19 protein-coding genes are annotated in these 19,996 nt (G+C 49.5%); 12 read left to right on the top strand and 7 right to left on the bottom strand.

The genetic code is table 11. The annotated features are described in order from the left end of the window. Positions 1-110 precede the first annotated feature (110 nt). On the top strand, positions 111-1,310 hold the full coding sequence (gene metK / locus ACQ9LF_RS10065; protein ID WP_462489270.1) for a methionine adenosyltransferase: 1,200 nt from the start codon (positions 111-113) through the stop codon (positions 1,308-1,310). Between the two features lie 81 nt (positions 1,311-1,391). Here metK and ACQ9LF_RS10070 read toward each other — a convergent pair whose 3' ends face one another. The 3 genes from ACQ9LF_RS10070 to ACQ9LF_RS10080 form a co-directional block, all read right to left on the bottom strand. Next, a complete protein-coding gene (locus ACQ9LF_RS10070) occupies positions 1,392-2,048 on the bottom strand; it encodes a response regulator (RefSeq protein WP_462489271.1) in 657 nt (218 codons plus the stop codon). Next, complete coding sequence (locus ACQ9LF_RS10075) at positions 2,045-3,859, bottom strand: PAS domain-containing sensor histidine kinase (RefSeq protein ID WP_462489272.1); 1,815 nt, start codon at positions 3,857-3,859, stop codon at positions 2,045-2,047. Before ACQ9LF_RS10075 ends, ACQ9LF_RS10070 begins: the two co-directional genes overlap by 4 nt. Before the next feature lie 306 nt (positions 3,860-4,165). After that, the gene (locus tag ACQ9LF_RS10080; protein ID WP_462489273.1) at positions 4,166-4,351 is read right to left on the bottom strand and encodes a hypothetical protein; all 186 of its coding nucleotides are present in this window, start codon (positions 4,349-4,351) and stop codon (positions 4,166-4,168) included. Between the two features lie 180 nt (positions 4,352-4,531). Here ACQ9LF_RS10080 and ACQ9LF_RS10085 point away from each other — a divergent pair, with 180 nt between their 5' ends. Together ACQ9LF_RS10085 and ACQ9LF_RS10090 are read left to right on the top strand one after the other, a co-directional pair. After that, complete coding sequence (locus ACQ9LF_RS10085) at positions 4,532-6,505, top strand: methyl-accepting chemotaxis protein (protein WP_462489274.1); 1,974 nt, start codon at positions 4,532-4,534, stop codon at positions 6,503-6,505. A 63-nt stretch (positions 6,506-6,568) separates the two neighbouring features. Then, complete coding sequence (locus tag ACQ9LF_RS10090; RefSeq protein ID WP_462489275.1) at positions 6,569-7,066, top strand: chemotaxis protein CheW; 498 nt, start codon at positions 6,569-6,571, stop codon at positions 7,064-7,066. A 184-nt stretch (positions 7,067-7,250) separates the two neighbouring features. On the opposite strand, the gene ACQ9LF_RS10095 is transcribed toward ACQ9LF_RS10090, so the two are convergent. From ACQ9LF_RS10095 to ACQ9LF_RS10105, 3 genes are all read right to left on the bottom strand, one after another. Next, positions 7,251-8,372, bottom strand: coding sequence for a pyridoxal phosphate-dependent aminotransferase (locus tag ACQ9LF_RS10095; RefSeq protein ID WP_462489276.1), 1,122 nt, complete (start codon positions 8,370-8,372; stop codon positions 7,251-7,253). 213 nt (positions 8,373-8,585) lie between these two features. Continuing rightward, positions 8,586-8,834, bottom strand: a complete 249-nt coding sequence (locus ACQ9LF_RS10100) for a small basic protein (RefSeq protein ID WP_462489277.1) — start codon at positions 8,832-8,834, stop codon at positions 8,586-8,588. Positions 8,835-8,852: 18 nt separating this feature from the next. After that, a complete protein-coding gene (locus ACQ9LF_RS10105; protein WP_462489278.1) occupies positions 8,853-9,560 on the bottom strand; it encodes a hypothetical protein in 708 nt (235 codons plus the stop codon). A 627-nt stretch (positions 9,561-10,187) separates the two neighbouring features. On the opposite strand from ACQ9LF_RS10105, the gene rpmF reads away from it, so the two are divergent. From rpmF to ACQ9LF_RS10145, 8 genes are all read left to right on the top strand, one after another. Beyond that, positions 10,188-10,376: a 50S ribosomal protein L32 gene (gene rpmF, locus ACQ9LF_RS10110; RefSeq protein ID WP_462489279.1), complete on the top strand. Its 189-nt coding sequence runs from the start codon at positions 10,188-10,190 to the stop codon at positions 10,374-10,376. A gap of 3 nt (positions 10,377-10,379) precedes the next feature. Next, entirely contained in the window at positions 10,380-11,393 is a 1,014-nt protein-coding gene (gene plsX, locus ACQ9LF_RS10115) for a phosphate acyltransferase PlsX (RefSeq protein ID WP_462489280.1), read from the top strand. Then, positions 11,383-12,402: a beta-ketoacyl-ACP synthase III gene (locus ACQ9LF_RS10120; RefSeq protein WP_462489281.1), complete on the top strand. Its 1,020-nt coding sequence runs from the start codon at positions 11,383-11,385 to the stop codon at positions 12,400-12,402. The genes plsX and ACQ9LF_RS10120 overlap by 11 nt, the downstream gene beginning before the upstream one ends. A gap of 28 nt (positions 12,403-12,430) precedes the next feature. Next, positions 12,431-13,357, top strand: coding sequence for an ACP S-malonyltransferase (gene fabD, locus ACQ9LF_RS10125; RefSeq protein WP_462489282.1), 927 nt, complete (start codon positions 12,431-12,433; stop codon positions 13,355-13,357). A 54-nt stretch (positions 13,358-13,411) separates the two neighbouring features. After that, on the top strand, positions 13,412-14,149 hold the full coding sequence (fabG, locus tag ACQ9LF_RS10130; RefSeq protein ID WP_462489283.1) for a 3-oxoacyl-[acyl-carrier-protein] reductase: 738 nt from the start codon (positions 13,412-13,414) through the stop codon (positions 14,147-14,149). A 154-nt stretch (positions 14,150-14,303) separates the two neighbouring features. Then, positions 14,304-14,555 (top strand): acyl carrier protein, encoded by a 252-nt coding sequence (acpP, locus tag ACQ9LF_RS10135; protein WP_462489321.1) that lies wholly within the window; start codon positions 14,304-14,306, stop codon positions 14,553-14,555. A 14-nt stretch (positions 14,556-14,569) separates the two neighbouring features. Next, complete coding sequence (gene fabF, locus ACQ9LF_RS10140) at positions 14,570-15,814, top strand: beta-ketoacyl-ACP synthase II (protein ID WP_462489284.1); 1,245 nt, start codon at positions 14,570-14,572, stop codon at positions 15,812-15,814. A gap of 620 nt (positions 15,815-16,434) precedes the next feature. Beyond that, positions 16,435-17,085, top strand: coding sequence for a 3-keto-disaccharide hydrolase (locus ACQ9LF_RS10145; protein WP_462489285.1), 651 nt, complete (start codon positions 16,435-16,437; stop codon positions 17,083-17,085). Positions 17,086-17,193: 108 nt separating this feature from the next. Here the strand turns inward: ACQ9LF_RS10145 and ACQ9LF_RS10150 are convergent, their stop codons facing one another. Then, positions 17,194-18,894 (bottom strand): sialate O-acetylesterase, encoded by a 1,701-nt coding sequence (locus ACQ9LF_RS10150; protein ID WP_462489286.1) that lies wholly within the window; start codon positions 18,892-18,894, stop codon positions 17,194-17,196. Positions 18,895-19,604: 710 nt separating this feature from the next. Here ACQ9LF_RS10150 and ACQ9LF_RS10155 point away from each other — a divergent pair. Next, positions 19,605-19,892, top strand: coding sequence for a hypothetical protein (locus ACQ9LF_RS10155; protein WP_462489287.1), 288 nt, complete (start codon positions 19,605-19,607; stop codon positions 19,890-19,892). The last annotated feature ends 104 nt before the right edge of the window (positions 19,893-19,996 follow it).

Here is a 19,996-nt window from a genome sequence, read left to right on the forward strand (position 1 = left end):
TTCGATCGGTTCCCAGACTTGCCGCTATTTTCCGTTGACCTGGCCGGCAGAACGTTGTATAGTGCTATGTTTATTTGAATAAATACCCAATCAGATGAAAGGACTTTTATATGACAAAACCTGCAAGGACGAGATTTAACGGCCGCGGGCACCTGTTTACCAGCGAATCGGTAACGATGGGACACCCCGATAAAGTGGCCGACCAGATTTCGGATGCGGTATTGGATGCGATGCTGGCCCAGGATCCCAACAGCCGGGTGGCCTGCGAGACCCTTGTGACAACCGGCATGGCGATGATCTCCGGCGAAGTCACCACGAAGGCTCAAGTGAATATTCCGGATGTTGTAAGACAGACCATTCGGGAAATTGGATACAATGACCCTGCTGTTGGTTTTGATGCGGACAACTGTGCAGTTCTGGTAACGCTGGGCAAACAAAGCCCGGATATCTCACAGGGTGTTACGGAAGGCCAGGGCCTTCATAAAGAACAGGGCGCCGGCGACCAGGGGCTGATGTTTGGTTATGCCTGCAAAGAGACTCCCACCTACATGCCGCTGCCGATTTATCTGGCCCACGAATTGACCGACCGTCTGGCCAAACTGCGTCAAAGCGGCAAAATCAAATGGCTCCGGCCGGATGGCAAAAGCCAGGTTACAGTCCAGTACGGTGAAAATGGCAAACCCGAACGGATTCACACGGTCGTCATTTCGACCCAGCATACCGAAGACATCAGCTACACCAAGCTTCGCAAGCAGATTATTGAGCAGGTCATCCTGCCGGTATTGCCCAAGAAGCTGGTTGACAAGAAGATGATCATTCACGTCAACCCAACCGGTCGTTTTGTCATCGGCGGCCCCAAGGGCGACTGCGGCCTGACCGGGCGCAAGATTATCGTGGATACCTACGGCGGTCGCGGCAGTCATGGGGGCGGTGCCTTCAGCGGCAAGGACCCCAGCAAGGTAGACCGTACGGCCAGCTATATGGCCCGTTATATTGCCAAGAACATCGTTGCCGCCGGCTTGGCAGATGCCTGCGAAGTCCAGCTCAGCTACGCCATCGGTGTGGCCGAGCCGGTCAGTGTGATGGTTGATACCGAAGGTACGGCCAAGATTGATGAATACAAGATTGAAGATATCGTCAAGAAGCTGTTCCCCCTGACGCCCAAAAAGATGATTCAGCACCTGAATCTGAAACGGCCCATCTTTAAAGAAACCGCCCGCAACGGGCATTTCGGCCGCAATCAGGCAACATTTACCTGGGAGAAGCTGGATATGGTCCCTGCCTTACGCAAGGCCGCGGGCTTGAAATAATTGCTCCTTTGCATATTCCTGATACAAAAAGGCTCGGCTGATATGCCGGGCCTTTTTTGTAGGCATTTGAAACACCCGCTGTCAAAAATCCAGCGAAGTCAGGCCTTCCTGGATGGCATATTTAGTCAAGTCTGCCACATTGTCGATATGCAGCTTATCCATGATGCGATGCCTGGCGGATTCCACAGCCTTGACGCCAATCTGCATAATAGCTGCAATTTCCTTGGAAGACTTCCCTTCGGCAATCAGCTGGAGAATTTCCCTTTGTTTGCCGGACAAAGGAGATGCTTGTTTCTGTGGATTGTTCAGCAGAGCAAGATAATCTTCGGTAATCAACTGGGCAATTTTGGGACTCAGATAAACCTGGTCGTTCATCGCCGAGAGCATGGCGTTCTGCAAATCATCAAAGATACTGGATTTGAGCACATACCCTGAAATCCCCATTTGAACCATTTCTCTGATATATCGTCTGCCGTTATGCATTGACAGGACCACCACTTTTGTCTTGGGGCAGGATCTGCGAATCTGCCGTGTCGCTTCAATGCCATTCATATCCGGCAGCGAAATATCCATAATCACCACATCTGGATTTTCCTGTCGCGTCATTTCGACAGCGGCTCTTCCATTATCCGCTTCGCCGACGACCTGAACCTGCAATTCACCAAAGGTCTGAAAAAGTGAACGAATCCCAAAACGTACAATTTCATGATCATCAACAATTAGTGCTTTAATCGTCATTGTTTCTGTCCTGCGTTGAATTCTATCGGAATGTTGAATGAAACACGGGTTCCCTGTCCGGGAACACTGACAACCTCCATCGTTCCTCCCATATCGGAAATCCGCTGCCGCAAACTGAGCAATCCATAGCCTCCGCCTTTCGATTTTGAGCGGTTTTTGTCGGATGCTTCCATTCCTATGCCATCATCTTTGGCCGATACGGAAATGAAACCGTTGCCCAGGACAACAGTAATTTCAACCCGGCATGCCTGGGCGTGCTTGATTACATTAACCACCAATTCCTTAACGGCCCGGTAGAGAAATGTCTGGAGTTCCTCGCTCAGGGTGTCAGCCTGGTCGTCATAATGAAAATCCACAGCTATCGCATGCTTGAAACGCACTTCATTGTCCAGCCAGTCCTCCAGAGCGTCCCTGAGGCCGTTGGACAGAAGCGAGGGGCTTGCCATATCAAATGTCAGGCTTTGCACCTGTTCGACAATGGATTCAAGCTGATCGCTGACGGATTGCAGAGACATGGAAGAGAGAGAACCGTTCGCCGACATCTGGTCGATTTTCAACTTGGCCAGGATAAGATCCTGTCCGATGTGATCATGCAATTCCGAGGCGATGCGTCGCCGCTGCAATTCCTCAGCTCGAATCAACTGGGTAACCAGACGGCGCAGCTGCTCCTGCTGCTGGAGGAGCTGTTTTTGGATAGCTTTATCGCGGCTAATGTCCCGGATAATAGCCAGTACAGCCGGGGTATCATTATAGACAAACGGCAGCATGGCTGATTCGATGTCGATCCGAGTACCATCCGATCGGACTGCCCGGACTTCCTTGAACGGCTGCATCTTTCCGGATTGACAGACAGCCCGATAGCGTTCTCTGGAGGAGTCCACAAATTCCGATTCCAGAAATTGCGTATATACAGAATCCAAAAGCCCCTTTCCATCCCCGGCATCCAGCAGTTTTGATGCAGCGGGATTGGCATACACAATTTTATCATCCACCAGAATCAGGACCGCATCCAGCATGCTTTCCACGAGGGTACGATATTGTTTTTCATTCTGAATCAACTGGCGCTCGGCTTTTTTGCGGTCCGAGATATCCATAAAGGACATTTGGATGGAGATGGTACGTCCCTGTTTGTCTGCAATCGCACAGGCGGAATACTGAACATCAAAACTGGAGCCGTCTTTGCGTCTGGCAGTAAACTCGCCTAAACCACGCCCTGTTTGCCGAACCAGCCGCAACGCCTGGTCTGCTTTTTCCGGTTCCATCCAATATGAGAGGATGGATTGCCCCACCGGGTTATCATCTTCGGCATAGCCCCACAATTTGAGAAAGGCAGGATTGGCATAGGCAATTCGATCATTGACATCGGTAAATACTATTCCATGTATGGCGGACTGCACGGCGTGATCCTTTAATCGCGTCGCAAGTTCCTGCTCTCGAATCGAGGTAATATCGATTACCGCCAGCAGCACTTTATTGTATTCCAGTTCCGCTCCGGGCAGCACCCACCAGTTGTATAAAATATCGAGCTTTTTACCATGCAACGTCCAGTTGACTGAATAAGCCTGATAGTTTGTTTTATTTTCAGCAATGGCCGCAATCGAATCGCAATTCGACAACATGGACTCCTGGCGTCCAACAATATCCGTAAAATAACGGACAATCTGGTCCTTGGACGCAGCTTCAAACAAAATAAGCGTCTGCAGATTGACATCGTTTACAACTATTTTTGACAGACACTCCCTGAGCAGAGAAGAATTACCTTCCAGACTGGCACGGATATCCTGAATCCCATTGTGCTCCAATTCATTCAAATATTGTTTTAGCCGGGAAAAATCCATAGACCACAATGAAATTGGCGCATTCTCAAAAAGAAGATGGTATAAGCCACATTTCGAACCATCCCTGTTTCGTTTGCAGTCCAGCACCTTGCTATTACCACTTTTTAACATTTTAATCGCACATCACTCTCTGGTTATCCGGAAGCCTTATAGACACCTTAAACAACACCGTTCAATACAGCACCATCTCAGTTCGCTTGCGACCCCACATGGAAAGAATGATACAGCCTTATGCACATACTACGCAGCCACTTCTTATTCACTTCGCCTAATCATAACTTATTCTGCTGGATTTTCAACCACAAAAGCTCCCATATCAAGACATATCACATCTTGTATTTGTGTCGATTCCTTTCGAAACTTCAATGCAGCGAAAGTATTATCGGGTCTTATATTTTTCGGTCTTTTTGTCATCTGGCTAAAGATGAATTTTTCCTGAGTGAATGTGAAGGTTTTCCTTCCCATAGAAATCAGGTATCCTTCCTTTATGGGGGTCGGCCTGCCGTCGATATGACAGCAGAGTGTTACTGCTAAATCACGTATTAGAATAATCTATATGCAAACAATCGTTTTAGGCTGGAAACACAAATGTAAAGACAATTTCGCAAACCATTCTGTAAATCTTATTGTGAAAGGAGACAACTGATGTTCAAGAATCTGAAACTGTCCATGAAAATCACGCTGGGCTTTTCTACCCTGCTGGCGATTTCCCTGATCATGGGGCTCTTTGCCTGGCAGGGACTGAAAACCGTCACTGAGCTGACCAACTTGAACGAAAAAGGCAACGCCTGCCTGGAAGGTTTAAACCAATGTGCCCTTATCCGGCGTGATTTTGGTATTTCCGGCTTTGAGGTGGCAGCTGGCCAAACGAAAAACAACGCCGACAAATGGTATGACGCACACAGTGAATTAACTGCCCATCTCCAGGAGCTGGAGAAGGCAGACGGTTTGCAATCCAATGAAAGAAGCCTTGTCCAAGCTGTAATCAAAGACATGCAGCCCTACAAAACCGCCTTTGATGGAATTATTGCGGCCGCTCGGTCACGCGAGGCAGCCTCGACAGAATGGGCCAAACTGGGTACTCAGATTGGTACCAAAATCGGTGATGCCATCACGAGCATCATTGCGCCCGCCAAAGAAGCCGCCATCAAAAATAATAACACCAATGAGCTTGCGGCCTGGGCAACATATGAAAAGGAGCTGAATGAAAAAGTCATCCAAAACTTTCTGCTGCAAAGAGTTGTAGCAAACGTTTTGATTCGGACACTGAGCGACAGCGACTGGGAAAAATACCAAGCACAGCTTCAGGTGACCAATAAAGGCCTGCTTGAATGGACAGAGACGGCGGGTTCAGTAGCTGAGCTGCGAAAAGCTGCCGAGGAGATTAAAGGGTATCTGGAGTCCTATCAAAAAGCCGGCCAGCAATTTTATGCCGGGATTCAGGCCAAACGAACCGAAGATGCCAATATGGCCCGATATGCCTCCAGCATAGTCAAAAACATTAATGAACTCAGCCAGTCGATACAAAATCATCTGAATACAGTTTCTGCAAGGACGACCGGGCTTTTATTATCGCTGGTAGCGGGGGGCATCATTCTTGGTGTAGTGTTGGCCCTGGTCATCACACGCAGTATTGTTAAGCCGATCAATCAGATTATTGAAGGCCTGACCGCAGGAGCGGAACAGGTAGCCGCTGCGGCCGGACAGGTATCAGCGGCCTCGCAGTCGCTGGCCCAGGGGGCCACTGAGCAGGCCGCCGGTCTGGAAGAGACCTCCTCCAGCCTGGAAGAAATGTCCAGCATGACCAAACAGAACGCCGACAATGCCGTCCAGGCCAATACCCTGGCATCGGAGGCCAAGAAAGCAGCTACCAACGGCTCAGAGGCCATGACCCGGATGGATGAGGCCATTAAGGATATCCAGAAGTCCTCCGACGAAACCGCCAAGATCATCAAGGTCATTGATGAAATCGCCTTTCAGACCAACCTGCTGGCCCTCAATGCCGCCGTCGAAGCCGCACGGGCCGGCGAGGCCGGCAAGGGATTTGCCGTCGTAGCCGAAGAGGTCCGGAATCTGGCCATGCGGTCGGCAGAAGCCGCCAAAAACACCTCCAATCTGATTGAACAGGCCGTCAATAACAGCCGCAATGGCGTCCAGATTTGCGGCGAGGTCAAGGCAGCCCTCGATGAAATCGTCGCCGGGATTGCAAAAACGACCGACTTGGTCGGTGAAATCGCCGCCGCCAGCAAGGAACAGGCCCAGGGGGTGGATCAGATTAATACCGCCGTGTCGCAGATGGACAAAGTCACTCAGCAGAATGCAGCCAATGCCGAAGAGTCGGCCAGTGCCTCCGAAGAACTGTCTGCTCAGGCCGAGTCGATGAATCAGGTGGTGGATCAATTGGTCATGCTGGTCAACGGCATCAACGCCCGGCGGGACACCTCCACGACCCCTCATAAGACTAAGCCCATCAAGCACTTAACCCAGCTGGATCAGGCTTATCATGACATTGCATCCTCCAGCGGAACCAAAAAAGAAACCGGATTTAAAAGCACCAGGACCGCCGCGGCCAGTCAGTTGCCGCTTGGCGATCACGAATTCAAGGATTTTAACGGATAATCTTCACATGTGCTTGCCCGGAAGGACTTCCCTTCCGGGTAAGTATAATTTACAGGAGATTTTATGGCAACTTCAATCGCAACAAAACCAAGAGCCAAAGAAGGCAAATACCTGACTTTTGCTCTGGGCAAAGAAGAATACGGCATCGAGATTCTCAAGGTGCGCGAGATTATCGGCTATATGTCAATTACCGCCGTACCGCGGATGCCGGTCTTTGTCAAAGGCGTGATCAATCTGCGTGGACAGGTCATTCCGGTCATTGATCTGCGCTGCCGGTTTGATATGGAAACCAAAGACATTACCGACCAGACCTGTATTATTGTGGTGGATATCAGCCATGAAGGGCGATCCTTCAATGCGGGTCTGATTGTGGATCGGGTTCAGGAAGTCCTGGATATCGGTCAGGAAAACATTGACGATGCCCCGCAATTCGGCACGGATGTCAATACCGATTTTATTCTCGGTATCGGCAAGGCCGGCAGCTCCATCAAGATTCTGCTGGATATCGACCGTGTTCTGGAAGGACTGGGTACAATCATGGACAATGGAGCCCCCGCATAGATACGTGTTCAAACTAACCAATTTCCTTCCCTTTCATCGTTAAGAAGCGGTCAGACACCCTGACCGCTTCTTTGTTCTGTCAACAAACGGAATCAAGCTCGCACTGCAAGCCCTTAAGCCAACAAAAAAGGCGAAAGAATACGCCTTACTCTTTCGCCTTCGGATAACATCAATCCGGGATAGTCTATCCCAGGCTTAGCCGATTGAGGATATCAATCCCCTGCTCAATCTTGGCATCTGTCGTGGCATAGCTGATACGGAAATGCGTATCCCGCTCGCTGAACACATTGCCGGGGATAACCAAGACATTGTTTTCAATCGCTTTCTGGACAAAGACAGTCGCATTGGGATATTTTGGCGGCACCTTGACAAACAGATAGAATGCCCCGCCAGACCTGACAACCTCGTATCCTCTGCTTAAGCCCTCGAGCATGCGATCCCGTTTTCTGCGATAGGCATTGACATAGTCGGTCATATCCACGCTCATCGCCTCAATGGAGGCAATCTGGAACGGCGTGGGTGCACAGACAAAGGTGTATTGCTGAATCTGGATCATCTTGTCCATCAGCGGTTTGAGGACTTCAGTGGCAGCGGCATACCCCATACGCCAGCCGGTCATTGCATACGTTTTACTGTAGCCTTTCAAAACCAGCGTGCCTTCATAATACCTGGCAATACTGTGACAGGGTCCGTCATAGCAGAAATCCTCATAAATCTCATCGCTGAGCACCAGAATACCGTGCTTGCGTGCTACTTCTGCCACAGCCTGGACTTCCTGTCTGGTATAGACCACGCCTGAGGGATTTGCCGGCGAGTTCAGTATCAGCAGTTTGGTTTTGGGTGTAATTGCTTTTTCAATCTGCTCGACCGGCAGCCGGAAATCCGGATAGGTATCGATAAATACGCATTTGCCGCCCAGCATATTGACCAGGTGTTTATACATCACAAAATACGGATCAGGGACAATCACTTCATCGCCGGGATTAATAGTGGCCATAAAAGCCAGCTGAAGGCCGCCGCTAACGCCGCAGGTGACAAAACACTGGGGATTCTGCCAGCCGTAGTCGGCAGCCACTTTGGCTTTGATAACATCAATGAGTTTCTGTTCGCCGGCGGTCTGCGAATACCGGTTAAAACCCGCCTCAATTGCGCGGATGGCAGCTTTTTTAATCGGCTCGGGCACATCAAAATCCGGCTGACCGATAGAGAAATTCACGGGGTCTTTTAACTGGGCAGCCAGAGCGAAAACCTTGCGGATTCCGCTAGCATCTATCAGCTGAGTACGATCGGCAAGAAATGGACGCATGGCAAATTCCTTTACTCTACTTAACAAGTTTCATTTTGCCGCGAAGATAGCCACAGAATACACCGAAAAGGCACATCGCCGCGCTTCGGGCGGACAATTTCATTCAGGGTCAGTATATTCGGCGTAACGCGGGCGCATAAAAAACCATCCGGAATCATAGCAAGGCTGTGTTCCGGATGGTCTGATTATCTATTGTTCATCGGACTCCGGACATTATTTCTTTGCGGCAGCACCGGCAGCCGGAGCAGCAGCGGCCCCCGGAGCAGCAGCGGCAGCTTCTTCTTTGGCAGCCTTCTTACCGGTACCGGCTTTGCGGTGGGCAACCTTGGGCAGCCCCATAACCGATTTATCCTCATCCCAGCGATCTTCCTGCTTGAGCACCTCAATTCGCTCACCGCGGCTGAGAACATTGCGATGTCTGGACAACGCACCTTTGACTTTCAAAGAACGATCAATTGACATTCTGAATTCTCCTGATACTTATTTCATTTTCATACCATATGCATCTTGGAACGGGGTAGAGCCAAACCGCTCATACCCTTCGGGGGCCTTATATTTAGCCCCGATACGTTTTATTGTCTGCTTCATCTGATACCCGTCAGTGCCCGTTTTTTCGGGGTTTTCAAAACGGTTTTTGGTGACCAGCAGAAAATAGCTGCCACGCTGAATCACCTCAGTTTCAATCCCATTTTGTTTAAAATAAGCCTGAACAGGAATCAAATCATTCTGTTTTGTATAGGCTACAATGACAATCGCATTGTCACCTGTCGAGGTCACCTTTACCGGCTCAGTCTTTATTTCCGCCGGCGGTTTTTGGAACTCATTCTGAATCGCCGCGGGCATTTCCGGCTTGACAGGCGCCTGCGTCCTGGCCGGCACAGGCACCACCGCAGTCTCCTGCTGTTTTACCTCTGGTTTTGGAACAACCGGGACAATGGGGTTTGACAGCATCTGGGTATCCAGATCTGTCAGGTCTTCATTTGACACCTCTTCTTGTTCTTTGGGCGTTTGGCCGGAAACAACCACCTGATCTTGTTTGTTTCGGCTGATCTTACCCGCCATCGTTATCAACAGCACCACAACCAGCACTATCCCGACAGCTATTGCGACCCATTTAAGCAATACTTTATCGTTAAGCACTTCTCTGACCAGTTCCATAGTCCGAGAAGCCTGTTTGGGTTGTTTCAAAACCCTTCCTTTTAACGTAACTACTGGTCTGGCAACAGGTTTAGTTAAAGGCTTTGGCTGAGCTGGAACCTGTTTGGCCTGGGTCGGAGACGGCTTTAACTGGATTCGCGGTTCGGTCCTGGGCTGCTGTTGAGGCACAGGCTGAGCCTGCGGCGTTTGATTAAGACCACCGGCCTCTTTTTTTCGCCGTATTGCCTCATACAATGGGATTCGATTCATTTCGCGAACCATAGGATCTCAATTTTAGCCATTAACAATCCATTTTATACAGTCTTGGAGGCCTTCCGAGAATCCACCTTCCGGTTCTGTTCATCTCCTTTGTTTTCCAATAAAATGCACACACCAGAGTCGAACAGCCAGCTTATTAACAATACAAACCAGGAATAATATCCTAAATTTATGTAAATTTCAACACCAAAAACGGCTCATTACCTTATTTTTCATGACAAATTGTCTCTTGACTTTTCGCGGAATTTCGGATAATTAAAAGCCCTTTATTAATTTACTTTACTCGGTTCCTGTAGTCTGGTATAGATTTTTATACGGTTTGACGACCCATGAAGGGTCGCACAACCGAGTTCGGACAGGAAAAACGGTGTGTATTAAAACGTTGTTTCAGGAGTTAAAATGCTACCAACAAAAAAGAAAAGTCATTCGACGATCCGCTCCCGTCGGGCGCATAAGGCCCTCAAGCCGGTGAATTACTCACTGTGCAAGAAATGCGGTGCAGCCAAACTGCCACATGCCGCGTGCGGAAAATGCGGGTATGTCAACTCGGATATTACACTGAAACTCGGTCAGGAGGCTGAAGAGTAAGTTATGCGGATTGCCATCGACGCGATGGGCGGGGATTACGCCCCCGGCGAGATTATTGCCGGCGCGCTGGAAGCAAAGGATCTGCTCGGCTCCGATGACGAACTGGTTTTAGTGGGAGACGAGGAAGCCATACGTTCCCACCTGAAGACCTTGAAAGCGCCAGAAGATACGTTCCGTATTTTTCACGCCCCGGAAGTCATCGGCATGGATGAGTCTCCTGTCGATGCGCTGCGTAAAAAACCCAAAAGCTCAATCGCCATCATGGCACGTATCGCCTCGCATAAACAGGTCGATGCAGTCCTGTCGGCAGGCAATACCGGTGCCTGCGTGGCTGCCTGCCAGCTGCGAATGCGAACCCTGGAAGGGGTTGTTCGTCCCGGTATTGCCGTTGTGCTGCCCACGTACAACGGCCCGATTACGATTTGTGATGTCGGAGCCAACATTGCCTGTAAGCCTATTCATTTATACCAGTATGCGGTAATGGCTGGTTCCTATTCCAATTTAATGCTGGGTATTCAAAATCCCCGTGTCGGTATTATGAATATTGGCGAAGAGGAGGCCAAGGGCACGGACTTAATCAAAAAGACCCGGGCGCTGCTGAAATCCGACCCGACAGTCAACTTCGTCGGGAATATCGAAGGCCGCGATTTGTTTGAAGGCAAATGTGATGTGGTCATTTGCGAAGGATTTGTGGGCAATGTGGTTCTGAAGCTGACCGAGGGTGCTGTCGGTATGCTCTTTCAGGTCATTCGCGAGGAACTGATGCAGCGCAACAAGCTGCTGGCCCTGTGGTTTAAAACGGTGGTCAAAAAGATATATAAAAAATACGATTATCATGAATACGGTGGAGCTTTGCTGCTGGGGGTCAACGGTACTTCCATTATCTGCCATGGCTCCAGCAAGGCCCGTACAATCAAAAACGCCATCCTGTCCTGTAAACGATTTTCAGAGAAAAAGATTAACGAGCATATTGTGCAGGCTCTGGCTAAATCAGCGATAAAATCAAATGGTGAATAATCCAACAATACAAGCCACAAAGCCCACCTGTGCTGTCATTGCCGGAACAGGTTCTTGTGTGCCGGATAAAGTGCTGACTAACGACGACTTTGCCAAGATGGTGGAAACCAATGACGAATGGATCACCACCCGCACAGGCATCAAACAGCGTCGGATCGCCTCCGAGGAACAAACGACGGCTGTGTTAGCCTCTGAAGCGGCACGCCGGGCGTTGGCTGATGCCGGCATGAAGCCGGAAGAGCTGGACCTGATCATCGTAGCGACCATTACGCCGGAAATGGTATTCCCGTCAACGGCCTGCTTTGTGCAGAACGCGATTGGCGCTGTCAACGCCTGGGCTTTTGATCTGTCTGCAGCCTGCAGCGGATTTGTGTATGGACTCTCGATTGCCCAGCAATTCATTGGCGCGGGTCGTTACCGCACCGCTATGGTCATCGGTGCCGAAACACTCAGCCGTATTACCGACTATACAGACCGGGGAAGCTGTATCCTGTTTGGCGATGGCGCCGGGGCCGTGATTCTGAAAGCGGATCATCAGGGCACATCCATGGGTGTGATGTACAGCACCGCATTCTCCGACGGCAGCGGATGGACATCGCTGCATTGCAAAGCCTACGGCTCGCGCTATCCTGTGGGCAAACCCCTGCCTGACCCCAAGATGGTCTATATGACCATTAACGGCAAGGAAGTCTATCATACAGCGGTTCGCCGGATCGTAGAACTGGTAAATGAATGTCTGGAAAAATGCGATCTGGATATCAAAGACATCGCTTTATTCATCCCCCATCAGATGAACGCCCGGATTATTGAATCCGTCGGTAAACGTCTGAATTTCAGTGATGACCAGATTTTCATCAACATTGATAAATTCGGCAATACATCCGCCGCGTCAATTCCGATTGCGTTAAATGAAGCAAGGCAGACCGGGCGTTTGAAGAAAAACGATATTGTGCTGCTGGTTGCGTTTGGCGGCGGATTAACCTGGGGTGCCAACGTTATTCAGCTATAATTGGCCAAACGCATTGTCAAGGATTCAGATGAGTAAAATTGCTTTTATATTTCCGGGACAAGGAGCCCAGCTTGTGGGGATGGGCGCTGATATCGCGGCCGCATTCCCTGCCGCCGCTGCCCTGTTTGATAAGGCCTGCGGCATCGTCGGATTTGATCTGAAAAGCCTGTGTTTTCAAGGACCCGAAGAAAAGTTAAATAGTACTGAAATTTCGCAGCCTGCTATTTTCACCGTATCTGCCGCCCTGCTGGAGCTGGTACGTGAAAAAGCCCCGGCTTTGACCCCGCAGGTTACAGCCGGTCTTTCGATGGGCGAATATACGGCGCTGTATGCGGCAGGCTTGATGAGCTTTGAAGATGCCTTAAAGCTGGTTCTCAAACGCGGCCAGGCCATGCAGGCAGCAGCCAATAGCTCTCGCGGCGGCATGGTCAGTCTGATCGGACTGGATGAACCGACGGTCCGCCAACTGTGCGAGGAGGCCTCCGAAGGCCAGCTGCTGACTCCGGCGAATTTCAACTGCCCGGGACAAATCGTCATCAGCGGTGCCATCGAAGCCTGCCACAGAGCTACGGGACTTGCGGAAAAATATGGTGCCATGAAAGCTGTTCCGCTGGCGGTAGCGGGGGCATTTCATACGACTATGATGAGACCTGCGGCAGAGGCACTGGAACAGGCACTGGCCAGTTGTCCCCTGAAGGATCCATCCTCTATCCAGGTTATTGCCAACATTTCGGCGGAGTACTATGGCTCTGCCCAGCAGATTCGTCAGGGTCTTGTCCGGCAGCTTGTTGAACCCATCCTCTGGCAGAAATGCATGGAAAAACTGATTGCCGACGGGGTTACCAAATTTGTGGAAATTGGCCCTAATCGTGTATTAACTGGCTTAATGAAGCGTATTCATCGCAGAGCAGATATTGTGAATATCAGCTCTCTTGAAAGTCTTGAATCGCTATAATACGTAAACCCAATTAACGACCAACAATATCTTTATTTTGAGTTGGAGAATTGTATGACAGAGAAACGTTTGGCAGTAGTCACCGGAGCGGCCCGCGGTATTGGCCGGGCGATTGTTCTGGAGCTTCTTAAGCAGGGACGCAAGGTTGCGGGGCTGGATTTGAATGCCCAGCAGCTTGCTGAATTGGAATCCGTATGTAAAACCGCCGGGTTCGAGGTCATAACCCGTTGTGTGGATATCACGCAAACCGACAAACTGACTCAGGTATTAGAAGAACTTGCAGAGCAAAACGGCGGTATTGGCATCCTGGTCAATAATGCCGGAATTACCCGTGATAAACTGATGATTCAGATGGATGATGAGGATTTTGATCGGGTGATGAATGTCAATCTGCGAGCAGCCTTTGTTGCAACCCGCGTTGCGGCCCGTTCCATGGTCCGTAATAAATTTGGGCGTCTGATTCATATTGCCTCGGTTGCCGGAGTAATGGGGCAGGCCGGCTCCACCAACTATGCTGCCAGCAAGGCCGGTCTGATTGGCATGAGTAAATCGATTGCTCGTGAAGTCGGCAAGAAAAACGTCACTTCCAACTGTATCGCCCCAGGCTTTATTATGACGGATATGACGGCTGTTTTGCACGAACAGGTCAAAGAAGCAGCGATGAACGTCATTCCGATGCGTAAATTCGGCACCCCCGAAGATGTCGCGCGGGCGGTCGCCTTCCTGGCCAGCGATGAGGCTGGTTACATTACCGGTCAGGTCCTGTGTGTGGACGGCGGAATGGCGATGTAGTAAGTATCCAATTGACAGAAGATTTTTAAAAAAAACGTTGAAAACAGGTTATCAGGCCGGTATATTACCGCCGACTGTTCGCAGTCAAAAACAAAATGGATTGAAAAAGTTTACTTTCGATAAAGGAGAACAGCACGTGAGCGAAAATGTTGATATCAAGACTGTCGAGGCCAAAGTGATTGAAATCGTCAGCGAGCAGATGGGCGTGGATAAAGCCGAAATCAGCCGCGAAACATCGTTCATTAACGACCTCAATGCCGATTCCCTGGATACCGTTGAGTTGGTTATGGAGTTTGAGGATGCTTTTGATATGAGCATCCCGGATGAAGAAGCCGAAAAGATTCAGACGGTCGGCGCCGCGATCGATTATATTGTCGATGTGATGAAGAAAAAAGGCAGCGAATAACTACAGGGTCAGGAATGTCAAATCGTCGAGTTGTCATTACGGGCCTGGGCTGCATCACTGCACTGGGAGAAACCGCTGAATCCTTATTTGACGCCGTATGTCAGGCCCAAAGTGGGGTATCGACTATCGAACATTTCGATACGTCTCTGTATCCGGTTAAGTTCGGCGGCGAAATCAAACAGTTCGATCCGGGCAAATATATCGATATTCATGAAGCCAACCGCATGGATCGGTTTACGCAGATGGCTTTTGCGTCATCTATCGTAGCGGTCAAGGACAGTGGTTTGGACTTCGAAAAAGAGGATAAAACCCGGGTTGCAGTCATTGTCGGAACAGGCATTGGCGGCATCAAGGAAATCGAAGACCAGCACATTCGTCTTCTGGACAAAGGCCCCCGCCGGGTATCGCCATTTTGTGTGCCCAAACTGATGGGGAATGCCGCAAGCGGCTGTATTTCCATTCAATGGGGATTACGCGGACCTAATTTCTGCGTGGTTACAGCCTGTGCTTCGGCCAGCCATGCCATTGGTGAAGCGTTTTACAATATTTTGAACGACCGCAGCGATATTGCCATTACCGGCGGTTCGGAAGCGGCTTTGACGCCAATTGGACTGGCTTCATTCTGTGCTCTGAAATCGTTGAGCACACGAAATGACGCCCCCCAGAAGGCCAGTCGCCCGTTTGACAAGGATCGCGATGGCTTTGTCCTGTCTGAAGGGGCTGCCATCCTGGTGCTGGAAGAATATGAACATGCCAAAAAACGCGGCGCCCGAATTTACGCTGAAATGCTGGGTTATGGCGGTACCGGGGACGGACATCATATCACCGCCCCGCTGGCCGACGGTTCCGGCGGCGCTGAAGCTATGCGGCTGGCACTCAAACAGGCAAAATTGAATCCCGACCAGATTGATTATATTAATGCTCACGGCACAAGCACTCAGCTCAATGATGCCGCTGAAAGCATTGCGATCAAGTCGGTTTTTGGTTCTCATGCCTACAAACTGGCTGTCAGTTCCACCAAGAGCTGCCTGGGGCATACCCTCGGAGCCAGCGGTGCCATTGAACTGCTTGTCACGGCCAAGACCATCGAAACTGGAATCATCCACCCCACAGCCAATCTTGAATCCGTGGATGTCGAATGCGACCCAAAGATGGATTACGTTCCTGGCTCAGCGAGAAAGACCAATGTGCGGTATGCCTTAAGTAATTCCCTGGGATTTGGCGGTCATAACTGTGCGCTGATTATCGGTAAGATTTAACAATAATCTGTTATAAACCAACAAAAAACCCGGCTTTTATAGTCGGGTTTTTTTTGTTTCCCACCCCCGAAACCTTCATCCAATCAATTTTTTTGAAAATATCCTATGTTTTGAGGAGATTTTTATTGCCAACTGAAAAAATCCCCTTAAAATCCAGCCACATCAACTTAAAAAGAATAGCACATACGCCCCCCCAGGACGTATAGACTAATAAAGAGTTTTCTCCCCTCCGGAAGGGCCTGCCCTCGGGCAGCCCTTCTCTTTTTTTGATATTATGTACATATACTCCACATTTGCCTATCGCGTTTACCTTATTTTTAAAAATCCGTATTAATCCGGATATCAATTCGCCACAACGGATTACTGTATCCAGAGTATTCACAAGGAGTTATACGTTTTTTTACAGACTCGTCGCCTGCGTGTAAAATACGGCTTTTTGGCATTGTCACTGAACAGGAAATTTCAGATATGATCAATATCTAAAAATATTCTGTAGCCAATTGGGGAATCACAACATCCTACAAGAACCATGGACACAATGGAATATTGTACTTAAGCGGGTTATAAACAGGTAGTACCGCTAAAAACCAAATTAATCACTTTTATGTAAGGAGACAAATGTGACACGACTTATTGTTGCCCCCCTCCTCTGTGCCTGCATTCTGCTGGGCGGTTGTCAATCCGCAAAAACCGCTCAATCCGATGGATGGATCAGTCTTTTTGACGGAAAGACGCTCAATGGCTGGACTGCCAACGAAAATAAAAACACCTTCAAAGTTCAGGATGGCAAAATCGTCGTCAACGGCGAACGCAGTCACCTGTTTTATACCGGTCCGGTTATGAATGCAAATTTTAGGAATTTCGAGTGGAAAGCCGACGTGATGACCCTGCCCAATTCCAACTCCGGCATGTATTTCCATACCCAGTATCAAGACTCCGGGTGGCCTGATAAGGGCTATGAAGTCCAGGTCAACAACAGCCACGGAGACTGGCGTCGTACCGGCGGGCTGTATGCCGTGGTAGATGTCAAAGAAGCTCCCGCCAAAGACAATGTATGGTTCACCCAGCATATCATTGTCAAGGACAAGCACATCACCGTCAAGGTAAACGGTGTGGTTACCGTCGACTACACAGAACCGGAAGGCATCAGCCAGACCGGCTATCCCGGGATGCCCGGCCGAAAGCTGTCCAGCGGCACATTCGCCCTTCAGGGACATGATCCCGGAAGCACCGTGTACTTCAAGAACATCCTGGTCAAACCCCTGCCCTGATTAATTACAAAACAAACGTTTGAAACAGGCCCTGTCGATAAGACAGGGCCTGTTTTTGTTTTAGCTGAATTTGTTGATTTCTGGTCTGTAAGCCTGTTTGGGCAACGATCAGGGTATATTCTTTTTCTCGACTTTCCAGCCGGCCCTCTTTGCCAATCCACAAGGATCGCCAGTGAACATTTTTGCGGCCTCCTGATCCCCCTTCAGCTGCCATTGATACCAGGCCGTGGCAACTACAGCAAATTCACCGCCATGGGGTTGGCGATAGGTTCCGCCGTGCCCCACATTCAGATTGGCCGCAAAAACCGGCACATGATTAATCCGGCGAAAATCATCCATCCCATTATTATAAGCAATATCTGACTCTCCGCCCAGAATGTATAATGTCGGTGAATGCAGTTTTTCAAGATGCTCTTTGTTCAGACTGGGCATACCCGGCATGCCGCTTCCCGGCGTGCCCAAAATGCCGCTGTTGCAGATAACCGCAGTCGTGATGCGCGGGTCGGGAGCCACTTCCAGGGTCTGCAGCCCGCCGCAGGACATCCCGCTGACTGAGATTTTGGTGGTATCGATCTTGCCATAATAAGGGCTTGTCTTTTTGCTGTTTTGAGCAATCGCCCAGTCAATGGCATCGATCAACTGTGATGAGGTTGACCGTCCGCCGCCCCGCTGTCCTTCCTGCGGCATTGGCCCGATTGCTATCACCAGGAAGCCGTGCGAGGCCACCTCAGACAAAAAGTTCACATGTTCCCACGGCGAATTGGCACAAGCTCCGTTGCCCCAGGCAATAATCGGCAGCTTGTTTGTTTCGCCGAAGGCGCTGAGGTCTTTGGGGCGGAAAATCGTATGTGTTTCCAGCGTGCTGTCGGTCACCATCACCGCAGGCCAGGGACCGGTTCCACCATCTTCGACGGTTCTGGAGGCAGTTTCCGTTGAGACGACAAGCGGCTCATCAGACTCCTGGGTTTCAGAGGCTGGATAACCAAGCAAGGACAGCATTTTCCAGGCGTATCGCTTGCCCAGCAGGCGATATCCGGCCGGCGTAAAATGCAAGTGATCCGGATGACAGGGGCACCCTTTTGAAGAAATGACATGTGCATTCGGAATCGTTTCAGGCAGCTTGGCCAGAATCGAATTCATACTTGCACACGCCCCTCCCTGATCCGCATGCACAACTTCGCCGGCCAGCAACGGGACTTGTTCGGCCTTGAGGTTTAAGTCCTTGATCAGGTTATCATAAACACCTTTGACCTTCGAAGGCCATTGCACATCATTGGTGTTGGATTCTCCCTGATGCAGAAGAATTCCCTTAATCACGCCGTCTTTCTGAGCCAATTTGGCCATATCCACAAGGTACTGATAAGGATTACTGTTGTATGCTTTGATAATATTGGCCATCCACGACGGAGCCGTTGACGCGTAATCCGCATACGTGTTTTTGTCGAATAGCTCAATTTTGCAGCCGGCTACGGATACATTCACTACACCGACACGAATTTCTTTGGGAAGGCCTGCAACGAGAGTCCTGCCAAAATAATCAGCAGGGCAAAGCCCTGAATTAGGCCGGCATAATGGCGGCACCGCATCGTACCAGGTCCCCTTGGTCCTGTTTAACGAGGGAAAATCGACAGCCGCCAGGACCTGGAAACGGCTATCCACTCCAGTTTTATCCTGTGATTCTATGCCCGGGAAACCTTCCATATTGGACTGCCCAAAGCATAGGAAGATGAAAAAGTTTGGATCGGAGTCCGCAACACTGCACGCAGTCAGTACAAGAAAAGCGAATCCAATAATGAATCTGAGTCTCATAACGGCAACCTCCTGTCATAAATGATGTTAGTTATCCATCCTGAACCGCAAAACATCGCTGTTTTTTGCGGAGGATTAGCATCTTATAGGGTAAACGGAATTGGCCTAAGAACAAGTTTGTTTTTCACCAATATCCTTTTTTGAACAGCACCAGCGGGGCCAAAACACCCGATGTCCAATAGGGATTTGCCCCCTACCCCCCCCGAAACTTGCCACTTGAGCGCCATACCCCCATCCTGCTGATACAGTGCGCCCGGCAACGCTTTTTGTTTGCCTTTTCGCCACAGGATTGGTGCTGTTGCTGGACGCTGGCAGCTGGAAGCTATTTCGCCGCGAAGAAATTGGGGACATTTCAAGCAGAATCCTTAAATCTCGGAAGCAGCCGGCACATATTCCTTCTTAAGTCTTTGCCGAAAAACAACTTAATAACGCGCCCGGAGAGATTCGAACTCCCGACCGACGGATTAGAAAACTTAAACGGCTGTTTTTGTAAGTTCTTTGTTTTCAAGTAATAATAAATGTTAAGCCTTTAATCACAAGGATTTAACTTTGCAAATTTATACACAGGTAGTGCAAATCTGTCAATCTAAAACAACCATTTATTACATGGTTTATTACATTTAGGACTTTACAGGATTTTTATTTCCTTGTAGATATGTTATGCAATGTTATGCTTTCAATTAACTACTTTTATAAAAGGGAAAAGGGGTATGTCGATAAGAACGGATGGCATGGATGACACCCAGAGAACATTTCAATTTGGTTATTGTTCAAAGGGACGAAAAGTCGTTATTGAAGTTGGTGCAATTTATGAAGTTCAGCCGCTGAACAAAAATAAAAACCGGAAAAATCGAGGTAGAATTTGCACCGTTTTAGGTTTTCGGGATTGGAACTCTTCCTGTGGAAAACATACCACAGAACGTGCCAGGGTAAAGTGGCATGATACGGAAAGAATTGGCTTTGTTGACCCGCATGATTTGATTGCCAAGACTTCCTAAGCAGAAAGCTAACCAGAGAATGGGTCTTTCCTCTTATACAACAGGGCTTGATTAAGCAACAAATATGGCATCATATCCGTTACTCCAGTACACCTGTCATCCCT

The organism is Anaeroglomus insulsum, from assembly GCF_050689095.1.
Classification (GTDB): Bacteria; Planctomycetota; Phycisphaerae; order Sedimentisphaerales; family Anaerohalosphaeraceae; genus Anaeroglomus; species Anaeroglomus insulsum.